23 protein-coding genes and 1 tRNA gene are annotated in these 22,257 nt (G+C 67.4%); 5 read left to right on the forward strand and 19 right to left on the reverse strand.

Features of this window, described 5'->3' with window-relative positions; translation table 11 throughout:
- Positions 1–4 precede the first annotated feature (4 nt).
- From AC5P8Z_RS04505 to AC5P8Z_RS04570, 14 genes are all read right to left on the reverse strand, one after another.
- A tRNA-Val gene (locus AC5P8Z_RS04505) sits at positions 5–79 on the reverse strand.
- Positions 80–251: 172 nt separating this feature from the next.
- Positions 252–605 carry a PilZ domain-containing protein gene (locus tag AC5P8Z_RS04510; protein ID WP_111111528.1) on the reverse strand — a complete coding sequence of 118 codons (354 nt, stop codon included), beginning with the start codon at positions 603–605 and terminating at the stop codon, positions 252–254.
- Positions 602–1,558, reverse strand: coding sequence for a DNA polymerase III subunit delta' (locus tag AC5P8Z_RS04515; RefSeq protein WP_495228250.1), 957 nt, complete (start codon positions 1,556–1,558; stop codon positions 602–604). The genes AC5P8Z_RS04510 and AC5P8Z_RS04515 overlap by 4 nt, the downstream gene beginning before the upstream one ends.
- Positions 1,555–2,220, reverse strand: coding sequence for a dTMP kinase (gene tmk / locus AC5P8Z_RS04520; RefSeq protein ID WP_495228252.1), 666 nt, complete (start codon positions 2,218–2,220; stop codon positions 1,555–1,557). The genes AC5P8Z_RS04515 and tmk overlap by 4 nt, the downstream gene beginning before the upstream one ends.
- Positions 2,217–3,278, reverse strand: a complete 1,062-nt coding sequence (gene mltG / locus AC5P8Z_RS04525) for an endolytic transglycosylase MltG (protein ID WP_164082447.1) — start codon at positions 3,276–3,278, stop codon at positions 2,217–2,219. The genes tmk and mltG overlap by 4 nt, the downstream gene beginning before the upstream one ends.
- A 126-nt stretch (positions 3,279–3,404) precedes the next feature.
- Positions 3,405–4,769 (reverse strand): aminodeoxychorismate synthase component I, encoded by a 1,365-nt coding sequence (locus AC5P8Z_RS04530; protein ID WP_495228254.1) that lies wholly within the window; start codon positions 4,767–4,769, stop codon positions 3,405–3,407.
- Between the two features lie 191 nt (positions 4,770–4,960).
- Entirely contained in the window at positions 4,961–6,223 is a 1,263-nt protein-coding gene (gene fabF, locus AC5P8Z_RS04535; protein WP_286071104.1) for a beta-ketoacyl-ACP synthase II, read from the reverse strand.
- Between the two features lie 143 nt (positions 6,224–6,366).
- Complete coding sequence (gene acpP / locus AC5P8Z_RS04540) at positions 6,367–6,606, reverse strand: acyl carrier protein (protein ID WP_005408313.1); 240 nt, start codon at positions 6,604–6,606, stop codon at positions 6,367–6,369.
- Between the two features lie 152 nt (positions 6,607–6,758).
- Positions 6,759–7,502 carry a 3-oxoacyl-ACP reductase FabG gene (gene fabG, locus AC5P8Z_RS04545; RefSeq protein ID WP_495228256.1) on the reverse strand — a complete coding sequence of 248 codons (744 nt, stop codon included), beginning with the start codon at positions 7,500–7,502 and terminating at the stop codon, positions 6,759–6,761.
- Positions 7,503–7,583: 81 nt separating this feature from the next.
- Positions 7,584–8,528 (reverse strand): ACP S-malonyltransferase, encoded by a 945-nt coding sequence (fabD, locus tag AC5P8Z_RS04550; protein WP_495228258.1) that lies wholly within the window; start codon positions 8,526–8,528, stop codon positions 7,584–7,586.
- Between the two features lie 159 nt (positions 8,529–8,687).
- Positions 8,688–9,470: a BUD32 family EKC/KEOPS complex subunit gene (locus AC5P8Z_RS04555; protein WP_164082452.1), complete on the reverse strand. Its 783-nt coding sequence runs from the start codon at positions 9,468–9,470 to the stop codon at positions 8,688–8,690.
- A 77-nt stretch (positions 9,471–9,547) separates the two neighbouring features.
- On the reverse strand, positions 9,548–10,525 hold the full coding sequence (locus AC5P8Z_RS04560; protein ID WP_164082453.1) for a beta-ketoacyl-ACP synthase 3: 978 nt from the start codon (positions 10,523–10,525) through the stop codon (positions 9,548–9,550).
- Between the two features lie 91 nt (positions 10,526–10,616).
- Positions 10,617–10,811 carry a 50S ribosomal protein L32 gene (gene rpmF, locus AC5P8Z_RS04565; RefSeq protein WP_005408308.1) on the reverse strand — a complete coding sequence of 65 codons (195 nt, stop codon included), beginning with the start codon at positions 10,809–10,811 and terminating at the stop codon, positions 10,617–10,619.
- 107 nt (positions 10,812–10,918) lie between these two features.
- The gene (locus AC5P8Z_RS04570) at positions 10,919–11,428 is read right to left on the reverse strand and encodes a YceD family protein (RefSeq protein WP_164082454.1); all 510 of its coding nucleotides are present in this window, start codon (positions 11,426–11,428) and stop codon (positions 10,919–10,921) included.
- Between the two features lie 113 nt (positions 11,429–11,541).
- Between AC5P8Z_RS04570 and AC5P8Z_RS04575 the strand changes: the two genes are divergently transcribed.
- Positions 11,542–12,111: a Maf family nucleotide pyrophosphatase gene (locus tag AC5P8Z_RS04575; protein WP_164082455.1), complete on the forward strand. Its 570-nt coding sequence runs from the start codon at positions 11,542–11,544 to the stop codon at positions 12,109–12,111.
- A gap of 282 nt (positions 12,112–12,393) precedes the next feature.
- Here AC5P8Z_RS04575 and AC5P8Z_RS04580 read toward each other — a convergent pair whose 3' ends face one another.
- Positions 12,394–14,235, reverse strand: coding sequence for a glycosyltransferase family 39 protein (locus tag AC5P8Z_RS04580; RefSeq protein ID WP_295565455.1), 1,842 nt, complete (start codon positions 14,233–14,235; stop codon positions 12,394–12,396).
- A 42-nt stretch (positions 14,236–14,277) separates the two neighbouring features.
- Here AC5P8Z_RS04580 and AC5P8Z_RS04585 point away from each other — a divergent pair, with 42 nt between their 5' ends.
- Genes AC5P8Z_RS04585 through AC5P8Z_RS04600 form a run of 4 tightly spaced genes read left to right on the forward strand, consistent with a single transcriptional unit; the run spans position 14,278 to position 18,644 of the window.
- Positions 14,278–15,231 carry an AAA family ATPase gene (locus AC5P8Z_RS04585; RefSeq protein ID WP_111204530.1) on the forward strand — a complete coding sequence of 318 codons (954 nt, stop codon included), beginning with the start codon at positions 14,278–14,280 and terminating at the stop codon, positions 15,229–15,231.
- Positions 15,232–15,233: 2 nt separating this feature from the next.
- Positions 15,234–16,178: a DUF58 domain-containing protein gene (locus tag AC5P8Z_RS04590; RefSeq protein WP_286071097.1), complete on the forward strand. Its 945-nt coding sequence runs from the start codon at positions 15,234–15,236 to the stop codon at positions 16,176–16,178.
- Positions 16,171–18,120 (forward strand): transglutaminase TgpA family protein, encoded by a 1,950-nt coding sequence (locus AC5P8Z_RS04595; RefSeq protein WP_495228260.1) that lies wholly within the window; start codon positions 16,171–16,173, stop codon positions 18,118–18,120. The genes AC5P8Z_RS04590 and AC5P8Z_RS04595 overlap by 8 nt, the downstream gene beginning before the upstream one ends.
- Positions 18,117–18,644 (forward strand): Slp family lipoprotein, encoded by a 528-nt coding sequence (locus AC5P8Z_RS04600; protein ID WP_014036182.1) that lies wholly within the window; start codon positions 18,117–18,119, stop codon positions 18,642–18,644. The genes AC5P8Z_RS04595 and AC5P8Z_RS04600 overlap by 4 nt, the downstream gene beginning before the upstream one ends.
- A 103-nt stretch (positions 18,645–18,747) precedes the next feature.
- On the opposite strand, the gene AC5P8Z_RS04605 is transcribed toward AC5P8Z_RS04600, so the two are convergent.
- The 4 genes from AC5P8Z_RS04605 to dnaX form a co-directional block, all read right to left on the reverse strand.
- Positions 18,748–19,107: a histidine triad nucleotide-binding protein gene (locus AC5P8Z_RS04605; protein ID WP_286071095.1), complete on the reverse strand. Its 360-nt coding sequence runs from the start codon at positions 19,105–19,107 to the stop codon at positions 18,748–18,750.
- 66 nt (positions 19,108–19,173) lie between these two features.
- A complete protein-coding gene (gene recR, locus AC5P8Z_RS04610) occupies positions 19,174–19,773 on the reverse strand; it encodes a recombination mediator RecR (protein WP_164082460.1) in 600 nt (199 codons plus the stop codon).
- Positions 19,774–19,855: 82 nt separating this feature from the next.
- Positions 19,856–20,176: a YbaB/EbfC family nucleoid-associated protein gene (locus AC5P8Z_RS04615; RefSeq protein WP_004154630.1), complete on the reverse strand. Its 321-nt coding sequence runs from the start codon at positions 20,174–20,176 to the stop codon at positions 19,856–19,858.
- Between the two features lie 6 nt (positions 20,177–20,182).
- Positions 20,183–22,222 carry a DNA polymerase III subunit gamma/tau gene (gene dnaX, locus AC5P8Z_RS04620; RefSeq protein WP_495228320.1) on the reverse strand — a complete coding sequence of 680 codons (2,040 nt, stop codon included), beginning with the start codon at positions 22,220–22,222 and terminating at the stop codon, positions 20,183–20,185.
- Positions 22,223–22,257 lie beyond the last annotated feature (35 nt).

Raw genomic sequence — 22,257 nt, forward strand, 5'->3', positions numbered from 1 at the left:
AACATGGTGGGCGGTACAGGGATCGAACCTGTGACCCTTGCCGTGTGAAGGCAATGCTCTACCGCTGAGCTAACCGCCCGGTGTGTTGCTGAGCCGCTCATTATAGGGGCTTTTCAGAGGCCGTCAACACTTTTTCACATTTGTAATCGCGGGTGTGTCGGGATGTGCAGCCGAGCATGGCTCGGCTCTACAGAACAGCAGGTCACGGGTGTTTCGATGGTTCCGCCCGCCATCGCCCGGCGCCACCGGAATCACATCGTATGGGTCGGCTTGTCCGAGCTGGTCAGGCCGGCCAGCAGGGTCTCGATCTTGTGCCGCACGCCCTCGCCCTCGGCCCCCTCGGCCAGCTGCACACCGATGCCGGCGGTGCGGTTGCCCTGCGCGCCGGCCGGGGTCACCCAGATCACCTTGCCGGCCACCGGCAGGCGCTCGCTGGAATCGGGCAGGGTCAGCAGCAGGAACACCTCGTCGCCCAGGAAGTAGCGCTTGGGCGTGGGCACGAAGATGCCGCCATTCTTCACGAACGGCATGTACGCGCTGTACAGCGCGGCTTTGTCCTTCACAGCCAGGGACAGGATGCCCTGGCGAGCGTTGCTGGCACTCATCGATTTCCCCTTGCGGCAGGCCGCTCGTTCACCTTGTTCCAGGCCAGCAGCAACTCGACCACCGCAAGGTCTGCACGCACCGTGGTGCGCAGCAGGTCGCGGGTGCGGTTGGCCGCATCGAACCAGGCTGCAAGCTTGTGCAATCGCTCCGGCGTGGTCAAGGCATCGGTGCTGGCCTGGGCCAGCGCCAGGTCGGCGGCAAAGCGCAGGCGCAACGCCGCGTTGTCGTCGCCGCACCACTTCTGCGCCAGCTCCACCGCACCGGTCCTGCCGGCGGCCAGCTGTTCCAGCTCGCGGCCGACCTCGCGGCGCAGGCTCAGGCCGTCTTCGCGCAACCAGTTGTCGGCCTGGCCGGGATGCCCGCGTGCAGCCTCCAGCGCTTCACGCGCCGACGCCTCGCTGTGGCCCTGCTGCTGCAGCCAGGCCAGCGCTTCGTGCTGCGGCGGCAGCTTGAACTCCAGGCGCTGGCAGCGGCTGCGGATGGTCTGCGGCAGGCGCGCCGGGTCGCTGCTGATCAACCACAGGTAACGGCCGGGCTGCGGCTCTTCCAGAGTCTTAAGCAGTGCGTTTGCGGCCGAACGGTTGATCGCATCGGCCGGATCGACGATCACCACCTGCGCCACCCCGTACTGCGGCGTCAGCGCCAGTTTGTCGGTGATCTCGCGCACCTGCTCGATGACGATCTCGGTGCGCAGCTTGTCGCCGCTCTTGTTCGGAATGAAGCTGACCAGCTGCAGGTCCGGGTGTGTGCCCGCTGCGATCAGCTGGCGCGTGCGCGTGGCGTGGGCTGCATCGCCCTGCGCCAGCACGTGGTCGGCAAGCGCCAGCGCGACCTCGTGCTTGCCCAGCCCGGCCGGGCCGCAGATCAGCAGGCCATGACCGAGGCGACCGGCGTCGAGCGCGGCCACGGTCTGATCGAACGCGCGCTGCTGCCAGGGCGAAAACGTGCTCATGCGCCCTCCCCGTCCCGCAGCCAGCGCTCGACACGCGCGACCACATCGGCGGCCACGCGCGCCTGCTCCTGGCCCGCATCAATCAACGCGAAGCGCTGCGGGTCCTGCTGCGCACGGCCGCGGAACACTTCGCGCACGCGCTGGAAGAAATCGTCCTGCTCACTCTCGATGCGATCCGGCCACAGGTCGCGGCCGTTGGCGCGCGCGCGGCCCACTGCCACATCCACGTCCAGCAACAGCGTCAGGCCGGGAAGCAGGCCCACCGCGCGGCGCTCCAGATCGGCAATCCACTGCGGATCGAGCCCGCGGCCACCGCCCTGGTAGGCATAGCTGGAATCGGTGAAACGATCACTCAGCACATAGGCACCGCGCTGCAGCGCCGGCTGGATCACCTGGCGCACATGCTGCGCGCGCGCGGCGAACACCAGCAGCAGTTCGGCTTCGGCACTGAGCGGTTCGGCGGCGATCTCGGCATCGGGCTTCAACACCAGGCCGCGGATGCGCTCGGCCAGCGGCGTACCGCCGGGCTCGCGGGTCAGCACGACGTCATGGCCATGGCTGCGCAGGCAATCACGGATGGCGTTGATGGCGGTGGTCTTGCCCGCGCCCTCGCCGCCTTCCAGGCTGACGAAACGCGGGTGGCGAAGCAGCGCGGGACTCATTGCGCCGGGGTCTCCTGGGTACGTTGCTGGCGCAGCTGCTGCAGGTAGCGGGCTACGGCGGCGTTGTGCTGGTCCAGGCTGGGCGAGAACACGTGCGCGCCGCTGCCATCGCCTACGGCGACGAAGTACAGCGCATCGCCGGCGGCCGGCTGTGCCGCAGCCATCAGCGCATCGCGGCTGGGCATGGCGATCGGCGTCGGGGTCAGGCCGGCACGGGTATAGGTGTTGTAGGGCGTATCGGTGGTCAGGTCGCGGCGGCGGATGTTGCCGTCGTAGGCCGCACCGATACCGTAGATCACGGTCGGATCGGTCTGCAGGCGCATGCCGATCTTCAGGCGGCGCATGAACACGCCGGCAATCTGCGGGCGCTCGCTGGCCAGCGCGGTTTCCTTCTCGATGATCGAGGCCATCGTCAACAGTTCGTAGGGCGTGTTGATCGGCAGGTCCGGCGCACGGCTTTCCCAGGCCTCGTCCAGCGCCTTCTCCATCGCGGCATGGGCACGCTTGAGCACGTCCAGGTCGCTGTCGCCGCGCTGGTAGACGTAGGTCTCCGGCAGGAAGCGGCCTTCCGGATGCTGGCCACCGAAGCCGAGTCGCTGCATCAGCGCGGCGTCATCCAGATTGTCGGTGGTGTGCAGCAGCGGCTCGGCGCGCTTGAGCGCGGCACGCAGCTGACGGATGTTCCAGCCCTCGACGATGGTGACGCGGTGCTGCAGCACCTTGCCGGCACGCATGCGCAGCAGCAGCTCGCGCGGGGTCAGTTCGCCACTGAGCGCGTACTCGCCCACCTTCAGCTTGCCGGCGGCATCGAGCTGGCGCGCCAGCAGCTGCCACTGGGTGTCCTGGCCCTCGTCCACGCCTGCGTCGCGCAGCTTGCGCAGCACGCTGTTCATGCCGTCGCCGCTGGCGATGACCACGCTTTCGGCGGTGGGGGTGATCGGGGCATCGGCGAAGCGGGTCTGCTGATAGAAGAACCACGCGCCCACGCCGGCCACGACGGCGGCCAGCACCACCACCAGCGTTACCACGAACAGACACCCGCGCTTGGCTCCCGCCATGGACTACCTCTGAACTCGATTCCGTCGTGCAGGATACCGTGCCGCTGGTGTGGGGTCATGACCGGGGTGGCGTCTCCGTGCCGACCAACGGTCGGCACCCACCAGAGGCCTTGACCGGCCGGCAGCTCAGCCCTGCTCGCCCAGCGCCCGCAGCAGGCCGCGCGCCTTGGCGCGGGTCTCGTCCAGTTCCTTGTCGGGGTCCGAATCCACCACGATGCCGGCGCCGGTACGGAAGCTCACCTCGTGGCCATCCACTTCAGCGGTGCGGATCAGGATGTTCAGGTCCAGGTCGCCATCGCGGTTCAGCCAGCCGAACGCGCCGGTATAGGCACCGCGCGGCACCTGCTCCAGTTCGCTGATGATCTGCATGCAGCGCACCTTGGGGCAGCCGGTGATGGTGCCGCCCGGGAAGGTGGCGGCGATCACCTCGCCGGGCGTGACCTCCGGGCGCAGGTGGCCGCTGACGTTGCTGACGATGTGGTGCACGTGCGCGTAGCTCTCCACGGTCATCAGTTCATCCACCACCACGGTACCGGGCAGGCAGATGCGGCCCAGGTCGTTGCGCTCCAGATCGATCAGCATCACGTGCTCGGCACGCTCCTTGGGATGGCCGACCAGTTCCTGGATGCGCGCGGCATCATCGTCACCCTCGAAGCGTGGCCGCGTACCTGCGATCGGACGGGTCTGCGCATGACCGGCATGCACCGACACCAGCCGCTCCGGCGAGGAGCTGACCACATGACGGCCGTGCGCGCTGAACAGGCCGGCGAACGGCGCCGGGTTGGCGCGGCGCAGCTGTGCATACAGCGCCTGCGGGCTGACCGGCGCGGCGAACTGCGCGCTCCAGCGCCGCGACAGGTTCACCTGGAACACGTCGCCGGCGCGCAGGTACTCGATCACCCGGCGCACGCCGTCGGTGAAGCGCTGCGGCGCGTCCTCGCCCACCGACTGCGGCGGCTGCCAGCCCTGCCCGGCTTCGGGCAACGCCGCCGAGGCCAGTGCCACCAGCGCATCCAGCAATACCTGCTCACCGGCTTCGGCGATGACGAAGCTGGCGTCGTTCTGATGGTCATGCAGCACCGCAGCGGGGCAACGCAGCGCCAGCGCGGTCGGACGGCCGTCCTCGCGCGCACGCGCCGGCAGCACCGGCTCGATCTGGCTGGCCACTTCATAGTCCAGCATCAGCGCCCAGCCGCCGCGGAACGGCAGGCTGTGGCTGCCGTCGTGCGACAGGCGCTCGGCCTGCCAGGCGCGATCCAGCGCCTGTAGGAAGCTGCCAGGCTGCACGGTGCCATGCAGGTCGCGCACCTGGCCGTCGGCGTCCAGCCGCAGGCCCTCGCCCTGTGCGGCCAGCAGCAGGCTCCAGCGGCCCTGGGCAGTGCCCGAGGCGGTGGATTCCATCAGCAGCGGGAAGCGCGCCGGATCGTGCTGCTGCAGCGCCAGCAGGTCGATCGGGTGCGGCAGCGGGTGGATCAGCGGTGCGTGGGTCATGGTGGCCAGTTCAGGGGTTCAGATGCACGGAAGCCGCCTTGCGGCGGCTCCGTGGTGCACGGCGTTGATCCGATTCTCCGGACGCCGAACGGTAGAGTCGACTGTTAGTCGACTATCGCGCGCAGCGCGGGAATTTGGCTTCCCGCGAAGAGCAGTCGACTATCAGTCGACTCTACAACCTACCGCACCGGTCAGACGCGCTTGAAGATCAGCGTGCCGTTGGTGCCGCCGAAGCCGAAGCCATTGGACATCACCACGTCTACCTTGGCCTGGCGTGCTTCGTTGGGCACGTAGTCCAGGTCGCAGCCTTCGCCCGGCTGTTCCAGGTTGATGGTCGGAGGAATGATGTTGTCCTGCAGCGCCATCACCGAGAAGATCGCTTCCACGCCGCCCGCGGCACCCAGCAGGTGGCCGGTCATCGACTTCGTGGAGCTGACCATCATCCTGTAGGCGTGGTCGCCGAAGGCGGTCTTCATCGCCATGGTCTCGCCCAGGTCGCCCAGCGGCGTGGAGGTGCCGTGCGCGTTGAGGTAACCCACCTGTTCCGGGGTCACGCCGGCATCCTTCATGGCCATGACCATGCAGCGCGCGGCACCTTCGCCGTTCTCGCTCGGGGCGGTCATGTGGTACGCGTCGGAGCTGGCACCGAAGCCCGCCAGTTCGCAGTAGATCTTCGCGCCGCGTGCCTTGGCGTGCTCGTACTCCTCCAGGATCAGGATGCCGGCGCCGTCGCCCAGCACGAAGCCGTCACGGTCCTTGTCCCACGGGCGCGAGGCCTGTTCCGGGGCGTCGTTGCGGGTGCTCATGGCCTTCATCGCGCAGAAGCCGCCCAGCGCGGTCGGCGACGAGCCACGCTCTGCACCACCAACCACCATCACGTCGGCATCGCCGTACTGGATCATGCGCATTGCGGTGCCGATCGAGTGGTTCGAGGTCGCGCACGCCGACACCGCCGAGAACGACGGGCCCTTCAGGCCGGTGATGATGCTCAGCTGGCCCGGCAGCATGTTGATGATGGTCTTGGGCACGTAGAAGGGCGAGATCTTCTTGCCCTCGTGGAACTCGATGGTCTGCTCTTCGATGCCGAGCAGGCCGCCGATGCCGGCGCCGACGATGGCACCGATGCGCTCGGCATTGGCGTCGGTGATCTCCAGGCCCGAGTCGTGCAGGGCCATGAACGAGGCACCGAGGCCGTAATGGATGAACGGGTCCATCTTCTTGGCATCCTTGCCGCTGACCCGATACTTGCCGAACAGTTCGTTGTCGGCGGTGATGTCGAATCCCTTGACCTCACCTGCAATCTTGGTGGTGAACCGATCCACGTAGGCATCAGCAACGTTGGTCAGCGGACCGATGCCCGAACGGCCGTGGGTGATGCCTTCCCAGCTGCTGGCCAGATCATTGCCCAACGGCGAGACGATACCCAGGCCGGTTACGACGACGCGACGTTTCATTGCTGTTTCTCCTGACCCGGATGGTTTCTACGGGTAACTCGGTTTGCTTCGATGTGATGCCCAAACACACGGGGCCGCAACTGCGGCCCCATGGGGTGCGGTGCGCGGCGAGGATGAGTTCGCACGCGCACTGCCGTCTGACATCAGGCCTTGACGTGGGCCTTGACGTAGTCGATGGCGGCCTGCACGGTGCTGATCTTCTCGGCTTCTTCGTCCGGGATCTCGCACTCGAATTCTTCTTCCAGGGCCATCACCAGCTCGACGGTGTCCAGCGAGTCAGCGCCCAGGTCATCGACGAACGATGCGCTGTTGGTGACTTCTTCTTCCTTGACGCCAAGCTGTTCGACGACGATTTTCTTGACGCGTTCTTCGATGGTGCTCATGGGATCTCGCTCCAGATGGAGTTGTGGTTCAAAAGTGGTCGCCATCAAAGGCGATGGCCGTGGGATAGTGTAGTGGAAACCGGCGCGGCCTTGCATCGCAGCAAAAACCTCAGCAGATCAACCACTTGCGGCGCAATCCCTGCGCCCCTTGCTTACGGCATGTACATGCCACCGTTCACATGGAGGGTTTCGCCGGTGATGTAACCGGCAGCCGGGCTGGCCAGGAAGGCCACCGCATGGGCGATGTCCTCCGGCGAACCCAGGCGTTCGAGGGCGATGTCGTTGATCAGCGCGGTGCGCGCTTCTTCCGGCAATGCCTTGGTCATGTCGGTGTCGATGAAGCCGGGAGCGACCACATTGACGGTGACACCGCGCGAACCGATTTCCTTGGCCAGCGACTTGCTGAAGCCGATGATGCCGGCCTTGGCGGCCGCGTAGTTGGCCTGGCCGGCATTGCCGGTGACGCCCACCACCGATGCGATGTTGATGATGCGGCCCTTGCGCGCCTTCATCATGCCGCGCATGACCGCCTTGCTGGTGCGGAACACGCTGGTCAGGTTGGTGTCGATGATCGACGCCCAGTCCTCGTCCTTCATGCGCATCAGCAGGTTGTCGCGGGTGATGCCGGCATTGTTGACCAGGATCGAGATCGGGCCGAACTCCTTGGCGACCCCGTCCAGCACGCTGTCCAGCGCGGCAGCGTCGGTGACGTTCAGCGCGCGGCCGTGGCCGCCGTGGACAGCCAGGCGCTCGCCGATGGCGGCGGCACCGGATTCGGTGGTGGCGGTGCCGATGACGGTGGCGCCCTGGGCGGCCAGCAGATCGGCGATGGCGGCACCAATGCCACGGCTGGCACCGGTGACCAGTGCGATTTCACCCTGCAGGGGCTTGCTCATGATGTTTTCCTCAGGCTGGGGCGGCCGCCGCACCCGCGCCGCGTGCAGCGGCCACCGGTACGGTCGGCTGGAACAAGGGGGTCAGGCCGACCATGCCTCGCGGGCGGCTTCGAAATCGCCCGGCGTTGCCAGCGAGCGGCCGTCGATGGTCTTGTCGATGCGCTTGACCAGGCCGGTCAGCACCTTGCCCGGGCCGCACTCGGCGATCTGGGTGATGCCACGGGCGGCCAGCGCCTGCACGCAACCGGTCCACTGCACCGGTTGGTACAGCTGCTGCACCAGCGCGGTACGGATCGCGTCGATACCGTCATGCACTTGGGCATCGACGTTCTGCACCACCAGCAGCTGCGGCACCTGCCACGACAGGCCGGCCATCACTTCGGCCAGGCGGTTGGCGGCTTCGCGCATCAGCGGGGTGTGCGAGGGCACGCTCACGGCCAGCTTGACCGCCTTGCGCACGCCCTTCTCGGCCAGCAGCGCCAGCGCACGGTCGACCGCATCGGCGTCGCCGCCGATCACGATCTGGCCCGGCGAATTGAAGTTGGCCGGCACCACCACCTGACTGCCTGCCGCTTCAGCGCAGACGTCCAGCACCAGCTGGTCTTCGGCGCCGAGCACGGCAGCCATGGCGCCGACACCGGCCGGTGCGGCTTCCTGCATCAGCTGGCCGCGCAGGCGCACCAGGTGCGCGCCGTCATGCAGGCTCAGCGCGCCAGCGGCGACCAGGGCGGTGTACTCGCCCAGGCTGTGACCGGCCAGCACCGACGGGCGCGGACCGCCCACGGCGTTCCAAGCGCGCCACACGCCGATGCTGGCAGCCAGCAGGGCCGGCTGGGTGTATTCGGTACGGTTGAGCATTTCCTCCGGGCCACCCTGGGACAGCGCCCACAGGTCGACGCCGGCACCATCGGATGCCTCGGTGAAGGCTTCACGCACCTGCGGGTGCAGTTCGGCCAGCTCGGCCACCATGCCCACAGACTGCGAGCCCTGGCCGGGGAAGACAAAAGCGAGGGTGGATACGGTCACGCGGTCATCCGCTTGTTGCAATCGAAGCGGGCCATGATAAGGGCGAATCCGCCGTGTCGTCTGTACGTGCGCGTATGCAGGCGTATGGAGCGCGGCCGGGCAAGCGCGACGGGGTCAGATCCCTTTTCCGCAGGAAAAGGGCTCCGACCCTATCAGCCATCAGCAGAACAGCTGCAGGACGTCCAGGTCGCCGTCGGCGAGGAAGTCCACGCACAGGCCCACCAGCATCAGTACACCCGCGGTGCTGGCGCCATGGGTGATGAAGATCGAATGCGCCAGCGCGCGCGCTGAACGGCCCAGCTTCATGCACACCCGAGCGAGACTGCGCAGGCGGCCGCTCACCGCATGCACGTGCTCGCGCACCGGCGCCTGGGCGTCGCCCATCGCCTCGGCCATCATCGCCTGAAGCTGCTCGGGGCGGTCGGCGTAGTACTTGGCCACGCCGTAGCCGAACATCAGCCAGTCGCGGGCCTGCGCTTCGGACAGATCCATCACTTCCAGCGGATCTTCCTCGAAATCGATGAAGCCCACCTTCTGCCCGTCCCAGGTGAGGTTGCGCGGCAGCGGCTGGCCGAAATAGGCCCCATGAGCGTGCGCTTCGGCGATGGCCTGCATCGCGGCCATCACCAGCCGATCGCGGCCGGCATCATCCGCCTCACGCAGGCAGGTATTGAATGAGCTGCCGTTGTCGCCGATCACCAGCGCAGCATGGCCGCTGCCGAGCACGTCGGGCACGTTCACGCCCTGCGCCTGCAGTTCTCCCAGGCGACGGGCTTCGGTTTCGCGGGCGGCGTCACCGCCACGGTGCGGTGGCGGACGCAGGGCGTCGAGATGGAATCGGCGGGCAACAAAATTGAGCAGGCCCAGGGCCAATGCGCGGCTTCCCTTGCCGTACTGCTTCAGCCAGGCGCGCTGCCCTTCGATGACGATGGGCTCAACCATGACGGGTACTCCTATAAACGCGTTACGGCCCCAGAGGGGCCGTAACGACAAGCTTCACATTGTCGTAACTTGCGCTATCAATAGCGCAGCAGGGCAGAACCCCACGTGAAGCCGCCGCCGAAGGCTTCCAACAGCAGCAACTGGCCGCGCTCCACGCGGCCCGAACGCACGGCGGCATCCAGCGCCAGCGGCACCGAGCCGGACGAAGTATTGCCATGCTTGTCGACAGTCACCACCACCTGGTCCATCGACATCTCCAGGCGCTTGGCGGTGGCTTCGATGATGCGCAGGTTGGCCTGGTGCGGAATCAGCCAATCCAGGTCGGACTTGTCCAGGCCGTTGGCGGCCAGGGTCTCGTCCACGACCGAGTCCAGCGCCTTGACGGCGTACTTGAACACGTCGTTGCCCTTCATGTTGATGGTGCCGCCACCGTTGGCACCGTCCTTGAAACCGGTCGAGACGCCCACCGGGTTCCACAGCAGCTCCTTCTTGCTGCCGTCGGCATGCAGGTGGGTGCTGAGGATGCCGGTTTCTTCGTCGGCCTTGAGCACGACGGCGCCGGCGCCATCGCCGAACAGCACGCAGGTGGTGCGATCGTTCCAGTCGACCATGCGGGTCAGCGTTTCGGTGCCGATCACCAGAACGTGCTTGCAGTCGCCGGAACGGATGAACTTGTCGGCCACGCCCAACGCGAACACGAAGCCCGAGCAGGCGGCGTTGACGTCAAAGGCAGGGCACCCCGCAACACCGAGCTTGGCCTGGATCAGGCACGCAGTGGAGGGGAAAATGAGGTCAGGCGTGGTCGTGCCGACCACGATCATGTCGAGCTGGGAAGCGTCGATACCGGCCGCTTCAAGTGCACGCAGCGCGGCTTGGTAGCCGAGGTCGCTGGTGGTTTCGCCTTCGGCCGCAATGTGCCGTTCACGAATTCCGGTGCGCGACTGGATCCACTCATCCGAGGTTTCGACCATTTTTTCCAGGTCGGCGTTGGTCAGGACTTTTTCCGGCAAATAGCTACCGGTGCCCGCGATCCTCGAATAGATCCGCTTGCTCATCATGTTTCCTGTTGCGCGGGCCGCCGATCACCGGCACGCCCGGGAAAGAAGGCAAAGGCCGCTGCCCGGGGGCAGCGGCCTTCCCGGCACATCAATCTTCTTCGACAGCCGAGGTCTTGGTCTGGATGACCTTCTTGCCGCGGTAGAAACCGTCAGCAGTGATGTGGTGACGCAGGTGCACTTCGCCGGTGGTCGGGTCGGTCGACAGCTGCTTGGCGCTCAGGGCGTCATGCGAACGGCGCTGGCCGCGGCGGGACGGGGTAACACGGGATTTCTGCACAGCCATGGGATTGCTCCAAACTCGGTTCGTTTTGCTTCGTCGTATCGTCGCGCAGGACGCCAGCGCCCAGCACACTTTCGCTTTCGCCGCAGCCGCCGACGACAATCCGGCTGCTATTGTTTCTTCAATGCCGCCAACGCCGCGAACGGATTGGCTTTCTTTGTTTCTTCTTCGCTTGGCGCCCAGTCCTTGTCGACTGCTTCACCGTCGGGCGACAGCGGTACCACCGGCACCGCCAGCACCAATTCGTCCTCGACCAGATCCAGCGGCTTCAGCTGGCCATCTTCCGGCACCAGCAACGCCTCGTACTCCTCCGGCAGGGACGATTCCTCGTCCTCGTCGCGGATCAGGCCAAGCCTCTGGGTCACCTTCACCGGCAACAGGAATCGCTGCATGCTGCGCTGACAGGTCAGCGGCAACGCGGTGTCGATGGTCAGTTCCACATAGGATACCCGCAGGACTTCGTCGCGACCGAATTCAAGCGAGTAGGAACACTCGCCGTCGGTATCTGCGACCAGCCCCTGCAGGCGGGTCAATTCAGCCAGGGAAACCTGGCCGTCGAAGCGCCTACGCGCTACGACCATTCGCCAAGCATCCAGCGATTCGGGCACGTTCGCGGACATAAGCCGCTGAATACTAAGGATCGGGGCGGCGGCTGTCAAATGCCCGCCATACAGGACTTGCCGCTGGCGCTGCGCACGGGCCAGACTGCCGCGCCCTGCCCCGGAATTGTCGCATGTCACTGGTACTGGCCTCCACCTCCCGCTATCGCCGCGAGCTGCTGCAGCGGCTGGGCCTGCCCTTCGACTGCGCACGCCCGGAGGTGGATGAAACCCCTTTGAACGGCGAGGCCCCGCTGGCCGTGGCCACGCGCCTGGCCACGGCCAAGGCGGCCGAGGTAGCGGCCCGCTACCCGGGCGCCTGGGTGATCGGCTCGGACCAGGTGGCGAACCTGAACGGGCAGCCGCTGGGCAAGCCGGGCACGGCCGAGACCGCCTGTGCGCAGCTGGCGGCGATGTCCGGGCAGACGGTGCGCTTTCATACCGCCATCAGTCTCATGCGCGACGGAGAATCATTCAGCGCCGTGGATCTGACCGAGGTTCGTTTCCGCACGCTGGGCCAGGAGGAGATCGCCCGCTACGTGGCCGCCGAACAGCCGCTGGACTGCGCCGGCAGCTTCAAATGCGAGGGCCTGGGCATCAGCCTGTTCGAAGCGATCGACAACCGCGACCCCACCGCGCTGATCGGCCTGCCGTTGATCGCGCTGTGCGGGCTGCTGCGCAGGGCCGGTTTTGCCCTGCCGTGAGGGCGGCACACTGATTGCCGGCACCGATTGCGGAAACAGGCCGGGCCTGGACCGGGCAGGACCCAGACCGGGTAGAGCCGACTGTCAGTCCACTATCGCGCGCAACGCGGGGTTTTGCCGGCGGCCGGAAGAGCAGTCGACTAGAAGAGCAGTCGACCAACAGTCGACTCTACCAACGCGGAGCACCCGACCAACCTGGAGCATGCGACCAACCTGGCACGCGCAACCAACCCGGAGTACGCGACCAACCTGGCGCGCCACCGACCTGGACCGCGCGCCGTCTCAGCGCCTGCGCACCTCGAACGGCTGCTCCTGCCATTCCTCCACGCTGCCATCGCGGCCGTACAGGCGCAGGCCCAGCCAATGCCGCCCGGGCGCCAACGTGGCCGTGTCGAACGCGGCATCGAAGCCGACCGCCGGATGCTGCGGGTCGGTGCTGTCCGGCCAGGTCTGGCGCACGTCGAATGCACGTCCATAGCGCGCGTCGCCGACCGAGCGGCCATCAACCAGCACTTCAACCCGTGCCAGGCCGACACCGTCCTTGAATGCCCATCCCTTGATGGCCAGCGTACCGGACACGTTCTCGCCATTGGACGGTGCATCCAGCCACGCCATCGCCGGAGTCACGCATGGACCCGGTGCGCGCTGCGCCGGCAGCCGGAACAGCAGGAATCGCTGGAATCCATGGTCATTGCTGACCACCCGCGGCGCCGGCAACGGCCCCACCTGTTCGCAGATGGCGTGATAGCGCGCCAGCAGATCGCGGTAGCGCTGATCGCTGGGCGACAGCACCAGCAGCTTCGGTGCGGAGCGCTCGCCCTCATGCAGCAGACCCCACTGCACCAGCTGCGCGGTGCGCCCATGCTTGTCGTTCAGCGGGTGCGGCAGCACTTCAATGTTCCCGTTGCCCAACTGGAAGCCCAGCTCGGCCCCCACCTTGAAGTTCCCCGCCAGCACCTGCGTGCCTGCAGGCATCTGCTGGAGTTCTTCGCGCACGGCCACCGCCAACGGCTGCCAGCCGGCGAAATTGCGCGGGTAATACTTGCTGCCCGCCAGCTGCTCGCGCAGCGCAGGCGTGGACGCCATCAGGTAAAAGCCGAACGCCAGCACCATGCCAGCGCCCGCCAGCCACCAGCCGGTGCGCCGCAACCAGCGCGGCCAGCCGTTGAGCACCACCGGCACCGCCACCAGCAGGGCCAGGTAGCCCGGCAGCGGCCAATGGAAACTGATGCGTTCGACATCGGTGAAGAAGCCGAGCACGAAGATGCCCAGCGTGGATACGCCACCGACCAGGCCGAAGTAACGCCACTGCGCGCGTGCGCCGCCGCCCCTGCGGGTACCGGCCAGCGCCACCTTCCACATCGCCATGCACAGGATCGGGGTGACCAGCATCGGCTGGATCACCAGGAACCACAGCCCGTTCCATTCGAACGTCCACGGATGGCGCTCAACCACCTGGAATTTCAGGCCCGCATCGTGGTTGTCCGCGTTCCATGCCAGCAATGGCAGCCACGCCATCACGCCCACGGCCAGCGCGACCCATACGCGCGGATCGGCCAGCATGCGTCGCCCCTGCGGCAGCGCCAGCAGCGCGATGAAGCCAACACCGATGACACCGATGAAGCGGTAGTGGCTGAGCGCACCGATCGCCAGACCCAGCGCCAGCTTCATCGCCGAGGATGCATCAACGTTGTGCAGCAGCCGTGCACCGGCGTGCAGGCAGATCACCGCCGCCAGCGCCATGGGCACATCCGGCACCGCCAGCAGGCCCAGCGTCGCCGACAACGGCATCAACAGCGTGAGGCTGCCCGCCTGCCAACCGGCCACGTTGCCGAACCAGCGCGTGGCCGTGCGCACCACCAGCAGCGGCAACAGCGCACCGATGGCCAGGAACGGCAGGCGCAACGCGAGCACATGGTGGCCACCGATCTCCACACCCAGGCGCGCCAGCCATGCGGTCAGTCCGGGAAGGTCCGAATATGCAGCGGCCAGATGCTGGCCTTCCTGCCAGTAGAACGCCTCGTCAACGAACAGTGGCAGGCGCGCAGCCACCACCAGCTTGGCCGCTGTGACCAGCGTCCATAACCAGAGAAATATTGTCCGCGCGCGCTGTTCGCCTTGCATTGCTCTATGGATAATCGAATGGATTCCAGACCTGAGACGATCATGCCAGCCTCGTCCCCCAATCCCAGCATGCTAACCGATCAACTGCGCCAGGCCCTGCGGGAGGCACAGGATCAGGTCAATGCACTGGTGCTGGGCAAGGTGCCGGAAGTCAGGCTGGCCTTTGTCGCCCTGCTTTCCGGTGGCCATCTGCTGATCGAGGATCTGCCTGGCCTGGGCAAGACCACGCTGGCGCATGCGTTGGCCAGCAGCCTGGGGCTCAGCTTCCAGCGCGTGCAGTTCACGTCCGACCTGCTGCCTGCCGATGTACTCGGCGTCTCGGTGTACGAGGCCGGAAGCCGGCAGTTCCAGTTCCATCCGGGCCCGGTGTTCACTCACGTGCTGTTGGCCGATGAGATCAACCGTGCGCCGCCGCGCACGCAGAGTGCGCTGCTGGAGGCGATGGCTGAACAGCAGGTCACGCTGGATGGGCAGACCCATCCCCTGCCCGATCCGTTCTTCGTGATCGCTACGCAGAACCCGGTGGACCTCTCCGGTACGTTCCCGCTGCCGGATTCGCAGCTGGACCGTTTCCTGCTGCGACTGGCAATGGGCTACCCCAGCGCGCAGGCCGAACGCGAACTGCTGCGCGGCACCGACCGTCGTGACCTGATCGCACGTGCTGTGCCGAAACTGGACGACACCCAGGTACGCGCGCTGCGTGAAGCCGTCGGCCAGGTCCATGCCAGCGATGCACTGGTCGATTACGTGCAGGCCCTGCTGACCCGCAGCCGTCAGCACGCCGGCGTGCGCGTGGGCCTGTCACCGCGTGCAGGCCTTGCGCTGCTGCGCGCGGCCAGGGCGCATGCACTTCTGCTGGGCCGCGGCCACGTAGTGCCCGAGGACGTGCAGACCCTGTTCGTGGCCGTGGCCGGTCACCGCCTGGTGGCCGAAGCCGAGTCCAGCTCGGGACCGGCACTGGCGCGGGCCATCCTGCAGACCGTCGCGGTGGATTGAGGGTGGCCACACGCTGGCCACGACTGCAGCTGCTGGCACGCCCGCGCCGGCCTGAAGCACTGCCACAGCGCCTGGACCGCCACCGCATCTACGTGCTGCCGACCCGCTTCGGCCTGTTCGTCGCCACGCTGCTGGCGGCAATGCTGCTGGGCGCGCTGAACTACAACAACAACCCGGCGCTGCTGCTGGCCCTGCTGCTGGCGGCAGCGGCGATCGCCAGCGCCATCGCCGCGCACCTGCAGCTGTCGGGCGTGCAGATCGATGCGATCTCCGCCGAGCCGGTTCCGGCCGGCCAACCGCTGCGCCTGCGCGTGGACCTGTCACTGCACGATCCGCGCGCACGCCACGGCCTGCACCTGCAGCTGGGTGAGAGCGAAGCCTGGACCTCGCTGCCTGCACACGGTCGCGGCGAAGTGGAACTGCAGGTTCCCAGCGAACGCCGCGGCTGGCTGGAACTGCCACGCATCCGCCTGTCCACCACCCAGCCCCTGGGCCTGGTGCGGGCGTGGTCGTGGGTGTGGCCGGAACAGCCGCTGCTGGTCTATCCACTCCCCGAGACGCTGGCACCTGCACTGCCGGAAAGCGGCAACGATCCGTTGCACACCCGCGCCCATGCCAGTGGCGAGGAACTGCATCAGCTACGGCCCTATCGTGCAGGTGATGCACCCCGCAGCATTTCATGGAAGCACTCGGCGCGCCGCGACAGCCTGCTGGTGCGCGAGTACGAAAAGCCGGTGGGCATCGACGTCATCCTCGACTGGCGCACGCTGGCCCCCCTGGGCCATGAAGCACGCATCGCGCGCCTGGCACGATGGGTCGACATGGCCGAGCGCGAAGGCCACCGCTACACCCTGTTGCTGCCTGCACATCCGCCGTTCGGGCCCGGGCAGGGCGCCAGTCACCACCACCTGTGCCTGCGCGCACTGGCATTGATGCCGCATGACTGAAACCACGCCCGCGCTCGACCGCAACGCCCGCTACTGGACCCTGGCCAGTGCGGCATTGGCGCTGTTGCCGTTGCTGCTGCAGCTGCCGCCCCTGCTGGCCGGCGTGATCGCGGCTGCAGCGCTCGTGACTGCAGCCCTGTCGTGGCGGGAGGTACTGCCCATGCCGGTGCGCCTGCTGCTGGTGCTGGCCATGCTCGGCGCCATCGTCTGGCAGATGGGCATGGTGCGGCCCGGTCGTGATACCGGCTGTGCCCTGCTGGCAGCGATGCTGGCGATCAAGTCCAGCGAACTGCGCAGCCTGCGCGATGCCCGCAGCCTGCTCGGCTTCGCACTGTTTTCTCCGTTTGCCGCATTCCTGCTCGACCAGGGGCCGCTGACCACGTCGTTGGCCGCATTGGCGGGCGTCAGTGCGTTGCTGGCACTGCAGCGACTGGCCGGGGATGAGGGCCATGCCGGGCACCTGCCGCTGCGTGGGCAGCTGCGCGGTGTCGGCCGCCTGCTGGCGATCGGCCTGCCACTGGCATTGGCCTGCTTCTGGCTGTTCCCGCGGCTGGCGACCCCACTGTGGGGCGTTCCCGAGCGTGCTGTCAGCACACCGGGGCTGTCGGACAGCATGGAACCCGGGCAGTGGCTGGACCTGATGGCCGACGATACCCCGGCGCTGCGCGTGCAGTTCTTCGGTGCAGTACCCGAGCCGACGCAACGCTACTGGCGAGGGCCGGTACTGACCGCCTTCGATGGCCGGCGCTGGACGCGTGACTGGGCCAGCGAGCGACGGCCGGCGGCCGTGGTCGAGGCCGGCGCGCAGGGCTGGGACTACCAGATCGACTACGAGCCCACCGACCGGCGCCAGCTGGTGGCACTGGACCTGCCCAGCCGCGCCCCTGCAGGCAGCACGCTGGATGCGGACATGAGCCTGAACAGCGAGCGGTCGCTGGCGTCGCTGAGCCGCTGGCGGCTGCATTCGGCCCCGCCACGACGCTTCGACAGCACGCTGTCGCCTTATCTGCGACGGGCCGCGCTGCAGCTGCCCAGTGGCTTCAACCCGCGCACGGCCACCCTGGCGCAGCAATGGCGGCAGGATGCCGGCGGCAATGACGAAGCCATCGTGCAGCGCGCGCTGCAATGGATCACTACCGATTTCTCCTACACGCTGCAGACGCCACCGGCCGGGCGTGATCCGGTCGACGAGTTCCTGTTCGGCTACAAGGCCGGCTTCTGCGAACACTTCAGTTCCGCCTTCGTAGTGCTGATGCGCAACGCCGGCATTCCGGCACGCGTGGTGACCGGCTTTGCCGGTGGTACCCGCAACCGGCTTGGCGACTACTGGATCGTGCGAAGGATGGACGCCCATGCCTGGGCCGAAGTGTGGCTGCCGCAACGTGGCTGGGTGCGGATCGATCCCACTGCCGCGGTGGCACCGGAACGCATCCTCGACACCCTCGACGACCGCCTGCAGGCCGGCACCGACAGCGCGCTGCAGCAGCGCTGGCTGCAGTTGGGGCAGATGGGCGACTGGCTGCGCCGCGGCTGGAACGACCTGGTGCTGTCCTTCGATGCGCGCCGCCAGCAGCAGCTGCTCAAGCCGCTGGGGCTGGACAACCTCGGGCCTGGACAGCTGGTCGCGGGCTTCGTGGTGACCACGGTGCTGGCCTTGGCGTGGATGGCCTGGCTGCTGGCCCGTGGCGAGCGCGAACGCGACCCGCTGCTGCGCGCCTGGCATCGACTGGGCCGGCGCTATGGCCGCCTCGGGCTGGCCCGGCATCCACATGAAACCGCGCGGGACTGGGCGCAGCGGGTGCACGCGCAGCGCCCGGATCCGGCCCTGCTCGCACTCAGCCAGCGTTTCACCGACGCGCGGTACGCTGGAACTTGCACCGACCTCGCTTCATTATTGCGGGACCTGCGCAGGCATCGCCCGACTTCCGGAGCCTCCCCATGAACACCAAGTTCCTCCTCACCGCCGTGGCCACGCTGGCCCTGTCGGCCTGCGCCACGGCCCCGAAGCCGCTGCAGGGACAGTTCAGCCTGGTCTCTCCCCGCGATTCGGTCGCCACCCAACAGGTCGGCACGCCGGTCCGCTGGGGCGGTCGCATCATCGAAACCAAGCCCGGCCAGGGCGAGACCTGCTTCCAGATGATCTCGCGCCCGCTCAACGCCAGTGGCCGCCCGAACACCACCTCGTCCGACGCCAGCGACGGTCGTTTCATCGCCTGCCGCGCCGGTTTCTACGATCCGGCCGTGTTCGAAGCGGGTCGTGACGTGACCTTCATCGGCAAGATCGACGGCTACCAGAACACCCGCATCGGCGAGTACGACTATCGCCTGCCGAAGCTGTCGGCCGATGTCATCTACCTGTGGCCGGAACAGCGCCAGGTCGATGTGGTGCCCTACCCCTATGGCCCATGGGGCCCGGGCCCGTATGGCCCGTACTGGGGCGGCTACGGCCGTTGGGGCTGGTGGTGATCGCCACCTGCCACGCGCAATGAAAAAGGCCGCCTTCGGGCGGCCTTTTTTCATCAGCGCATGGCGTGGATCCACTACGAGGCGATGGCGGATACCGGGCGCATCAACGGCCCGGCGCACCGAAATGGCCCAGCGGACCACCGGCCAGCAGGTGCATGTGGATGTGGAACACGGTCTGCCCGGCATGCTCGCGGCAGTTCATCACGATGCGGTAGCCGTCCTGTGCGAAACCCTCGCGACGCGCGTACTCGGCGGCGGCCAGGGCCAGCTTGCCGATCAGGTGCGCCTGCGACGGCTGCAGGTCGTCCAGGGTAGGGATGATCTCGTTCTTCGGAATGAACAGCACGTGCACCGGCGCCTGCGGTGCGATGTCCTTGAAGCCCAGCACCTCGTCATCCTCGTAGACGATGGTGGCCGGGATCTCGCGACGGATGATCTTGCTGAAGAGGGTTTCGGTGCTCATGTTCGGCCTCGGCGGGGTGTCATCCCCATTGTAGGCCGGCCGCGCCGGGCGATGCCCGGCGGATGCTCAATCGCGGAATTCGCTGCGCGTTCCGAACGCATGCGACAGAGTGCCGCGGTCAACGTATTCAAGCTCGCCGCCGAGCGGCAGTCCCTGCGCCAACCGGCTGGGCTGCACCTTGCGCGCGCGCGCCAGCTGCGCCAGATAGTGCGCTGTGGCCTCGCCCTCGACGGTGGCACTGGTGGCGATGATCAGTTCCTGCACCTCGCCTCCGGCCAGGCGCTGCTCCAGCTGCTCAAGGCCCAGCTCACGCGGGCCGATGCCATCGAGCGGCGACAGACGCCCTTGAAGCACGAAGTAGACGCCGCGGAAACCGGTGGCGTTCTCGATGGCCAGGCGATCGGCCGGCGATTCGACCACGCACAGCTGGCTGCGCTCGCGGCTGCTGTTGGCACAGGTGGGGCACACCTCGGTTTCGCTGAAGTCGCGGCACTGCGCGCAATGGCCGATACGCTCCACCGCCAAGGCCAGCGTCTCGGCCAAGCGCTGGCCACCTTCACGCTCGCGCTCCAGCAGGTGGTAGGCCATGCGCTGCGCGGTCTTCTGGCCGACGCCAGGCAGCACCCGCAACGCGTCGATCAATTGTTCAAGCAGGGGTGCGGACACGGCGGCAGGCTTTCATGACGTCGATCAAGCTCGACGGCTACAGGTTCCGTGGCACCCGCTCGCACGGGTGCCACGCCGGAAATCAGAACGGCAGCTTCATGCCCGGCGGCAGCTGCATGCCGGCGGTGGCCGAACCCATCTTCGACTTCGACTCGGCATCGATCTTGTTCGAGGCGTCGTTGAAGGCGGCGGCGATCAGGTCTTCCAGCATCTCCGGGTCGCTGGCCAGCGACGGGTCGATGCGCACTTTGCGGCATTCCTTGGCGCCGGTCAGGGTCACGCTGACCATGCCGCCACCGGCGCTGCCGGTCACTTCAATCTTGGCGATTTCTTCCTGGGCCTTCTGCAGGTTTTCCTGCATCTTCTGGGCCTGCTGCATCAGTTGGGCGATGTTTCCGCGCATGGTGTCTTACTCGTCAAAAGTACGGATGGAATCGGAAACAACCCGGGCGCCGTGCTGCTGGATCAGCACCTGCACTTCCGGGTCGTCCATGAAAACGGCCTCTGCTTCCTGCTGCCGCTCGCCACGCTGGCGGTCGGCACGCTGGTGCAGGGTCTCGGCCGGAACGTGTTCGGTTTCCACGGTCTCGACCACGATCTTCGGCGCCTGGCCCAAGGCCCTTTCAAGCATCTCGCCCAGGGCGGCCAGCGCGCGCTCCGAGCGCAGGTATTCAAATCCGGGCGAAAGGCCCAGTTTCAAGGTCCCGTGCTGGCAGCTGATGAAGGCGGCATTGGCGGCCAGCTGGCGCGATGGGCCGCTGAGACCACTGTTGGCGACCAGATCCAGCCAGTCCTCGGCCGTGGCCAGCTCGCTGACGCCATCCTGCGGCGCGGTATCACGCGCCGGGGCCGGTTCGGCTGGTGCAATGGCGATGCCGTCGGCGCGGAACGGGCGCTCGGGCTGCGCAGGTTCGCTGGAGACCGCGACAGGAGCCGGCGGCTCATGCCAAGGCGCGACCATGGCGGCCTCCGGGCCGGCCATCTCGGCCACCAATGCCGCATCACGGGCCTCGGCTTCATCGGCGGCCCACGGCGGCAGGTCGTCGCCCGTTTCTGATTCCGCGGGCGGCACCGCTGCTTCGGCCTTTACCGGCGGCGGCGACACGGGCTCTTCCACCGGAACCGGCTCGGGTTCCGGCGTCGGGTCAGGTTCGGGGTGCGGGGCCGGCTCCGGCTCGGGGTCAGGTTCCCGCGGCGCAGCCTGGGACGGCGCGGCCACCTGCGTCGCCGGGGCCGGGCCCGCCTGAGCGGCGGCAGCGGCCGGCGTCGCTTCGTGGGTACCCGCGCCGCTGCCTCCACCGGCGACGTTGCCGCCTGCGGCACCTTCAACCGACTTCGGCACCGGCGGTACCGCAGCAGCCGGACGGAACGCCAGCATGCGCAGCACGGCCATTTCAAAGCCCGCACGCGGGCTCGGTGCCAGCGGCAGGTCACGGCGGCCATTCAAGGCCATCTGGTACCAGAGCTGCACCACTTCCGCGCGCAGGCGCTCGGCGAATGCGGTGGCATCCAGGCCTTCGGCAACGGCCGCACCCGGCACCAGCTGCTGCACCTGGATGCGGTGCAGGCCTTCGGCCAATGCTTCCAGCACGCCACTCCAGTCCGGCGAGAACTCGGCCAGTGCGGCCACTACCTGCAGCAGGCGCGGGCCATCGCCCTCGGCCAGCGCATCCAGCATCGCGGCCACCTGGGTGCGGTCGACCGTGCCCAGCATGGTGCGCACCACGTCCTCGCGCAGCGCGCCGCCGGCATAGGCGATCGCCTGGTCCAGCAGCGACAGGCCGTCGCGCAGGCTGCCATCAGCGGCCTTGGCCAGCTGCACGATGGCACTGCCGTCGGCCTCGATCTCTTCTGCCGCCAGGATGCGAGTCATCTGGCCCTGGATCTGGTCCTCATCCAGGCGCTTGAGGTTGAACTGCAGGCAGCGGCTGAGCACGGTGACCGGCAGCTTCTGCGGGTCGGTGGTGGCCAGCAGGAACTTCACGTGCTCCGGCGGTTCTTCCAGCGTCTTCAGCAGCGCATTGAACGCCGCCTTGGACAGCATGTGCACTTCGTCGATCAGGTAGACCTTGTACTTGCCACGCGAAGGCATGTACTGCGCGTTCTCGATCACCTCGCGCACGTCGTCCACGCCGGTGTTGGACGCGGCGTCGATTTCCAGAAGGTCGATGTAGCGGCCGGCGTCGATGTCCAGGCAGGCCGCACACTGGCCACACGGATCGGCGCTGGTGCCCTGTTCGCAGTTCAGCGACTTGGCGAAGATGCGCGCGATGGTGGTCTTGCCCACGCCGCGGGTGCCGGTGAACAGGAACGCATGGTGGACCCGGCCGCTGTCCAGCGCGTTGCTGAGCGCACGGACCACGTGTTCCTGGCCCACCAGCTCGGCAAAACGCTTCGGACGCCACTTGCGGGCAAGGACGAGGTAGGACATCAGGCCACCGTTCTCCATCGGATGTTCCATTGTGCCATGCCTGTCCAGCCCCC

Source organism: Stenotrophomonas sp. YJH_SMC_17 (assembly GCF_059371655.1).

Excerpts from the sequence above, each read along its gene's own strand:
- AC5P8Z_RS04510 (WP_111111528.1), bottom strand. The coding sequence starts at position 605 with ATGAGTGCCAGCAACGCTCGCCAGGGCATCCTGTCCCTGGCTGTGAAG.
- AC5P8Z_RS04515 (WP_495228250.1), bottom strand. The coding sequence starts at position 1,558 with ATGAGCACGTTTTCGCCCTGGCAGCAGCGCGCGTTCGATCAGACCGTG.
- tmk (WP_495228252.1), bottom strand. The coding sequence starts at position 2,220 with ATGAGTCCCGCGCTGCTTCGCCACCCGCGTTTCGTCAGCCTGGAAGGC.
- mltG (WP_164082447.1), bottom strand. The coding sequence starts at position 3,278 with ATGGCGGGAGCCAAGCGCGGGTGTCTGTTCGTGGTAACGCTGGTGGTG.
- AC5P8Z_RS04530 (WP_495228254.1), bottom strand. The coding sequence starts at position 4,769 with ATGACCCACGCACCGCTGATCCACCCGCTGCCGCACCCGATCGACCTG.
- fabF (WP_286071104.1), bottom strand. The coding sequence starts at position 6,223 with ATGAAACGTCGCGTCGTCGTAACCGGCCTGGGTATCGTCTCGCCGTTG.
- acpP (WP_005408313.1), bottom strand. The coding sequence starts at position 6,606 with ATGAGCACCATCGAAGAACGCGTCAAGAAAATCGTCGTCGAACAGCTT.
- fabG (WP_495228256.1), bottom strand. The coding sequence starts at position 7,502 with ATGAGCAAGCCCCTGCAGGGTGAAATCGCACTGGTCACCGGTGCCAGC.
- AC5P8Z_RS04555 (WP_164082452.1), bottom strand. The coding sequence starts at position 9,470 with ATGGTTGAGCCCATCGTCATCGAAGGGCAGCGCGCCTGGCTGAAGCAG.
- AC5P8Z_RS04560 (WP_164082453.1), bottom strand. The coding sequence starts at position 10,525 with ATGAGCAAGCGGATCTATTCGAGGATCGCGGGCACCGGTAGCTATTTG.
- rpmF (WP_005408308.1), bottom strand. The coding sequence starts at position 10,811 with ATGGCTGTGCAGAAATCCCGTGTTACCCCGTCCCGCCGCGGCCAGCGC.
- AC5P8Z_RS04570 (WP_164082454.1), bottom strand. The coding sequence starts at position 11,428 with ATGTCCGCGAACGTGCCCGAATCGCTGGATGCTTGGCGAATGGTCGTA.
- AC5P8Z_RS04575 (WP_164082455.1), top strand. The coding sequence starts at position 11,542 with ATGTCACTGGTACTGGCCTCCACCTCCCGCTATCGCCGCGAGCTGCTG.
- AC5P8Z_RS04580 (WP_295565455.1), bottom strand. The coding sequence starts at position 14,235 with ATGCAAGGCGAACAGCGCGCGCGGACAATATTTCTCTGGTTATGGACG.
- AC5P8Z_RS04585 (WP_111204530.1), top strand. The coding sequence starts at position 14,278 with ATGCCAGCCTCGTCCCCCAATCCCAGCATGCTAACCGATCAACTGCGC.
- AC5P8Z_RS04595 (WP_495228260.1), top strand. The coding sequence starts at position 16,171 with ATGACTGAAACCACGCCCGCGCTCGACCGCAACGCCCGCTACTGGACC.
- AC5P8Z_RS04600 (WP_014036182.1), top strand. The coding sequence starts at position 18,117 with ATGAACACCAAGTTCCTCCTCACCGCCGTGGCCACGCTGGCCCTGTCG.
- AC5P8Z_RS04605 (WP_286071095.1), bottom strand. The coding sequence starts at position 19,107 with ATGAGCACCGAAACCCTCTTCAGCAAGATCATCCGTCGCGAGATCCCG.
- AC5P8Z_RS04615 (WP_004154630.1), bottom strand. The coding sequence starts at position 20,176 with ATGCGCGGAAACATCGCCCAACTGATGCAGCAGGCCCAGAAGATGCAG.
- dnaX (WP_495228320.1), bottom strand. The coding sequence starts at position 22,222 with ATGGAGAACGGTGGCCTGATGTCCTACCTCGTCCTTGCCCGCAAGTGG.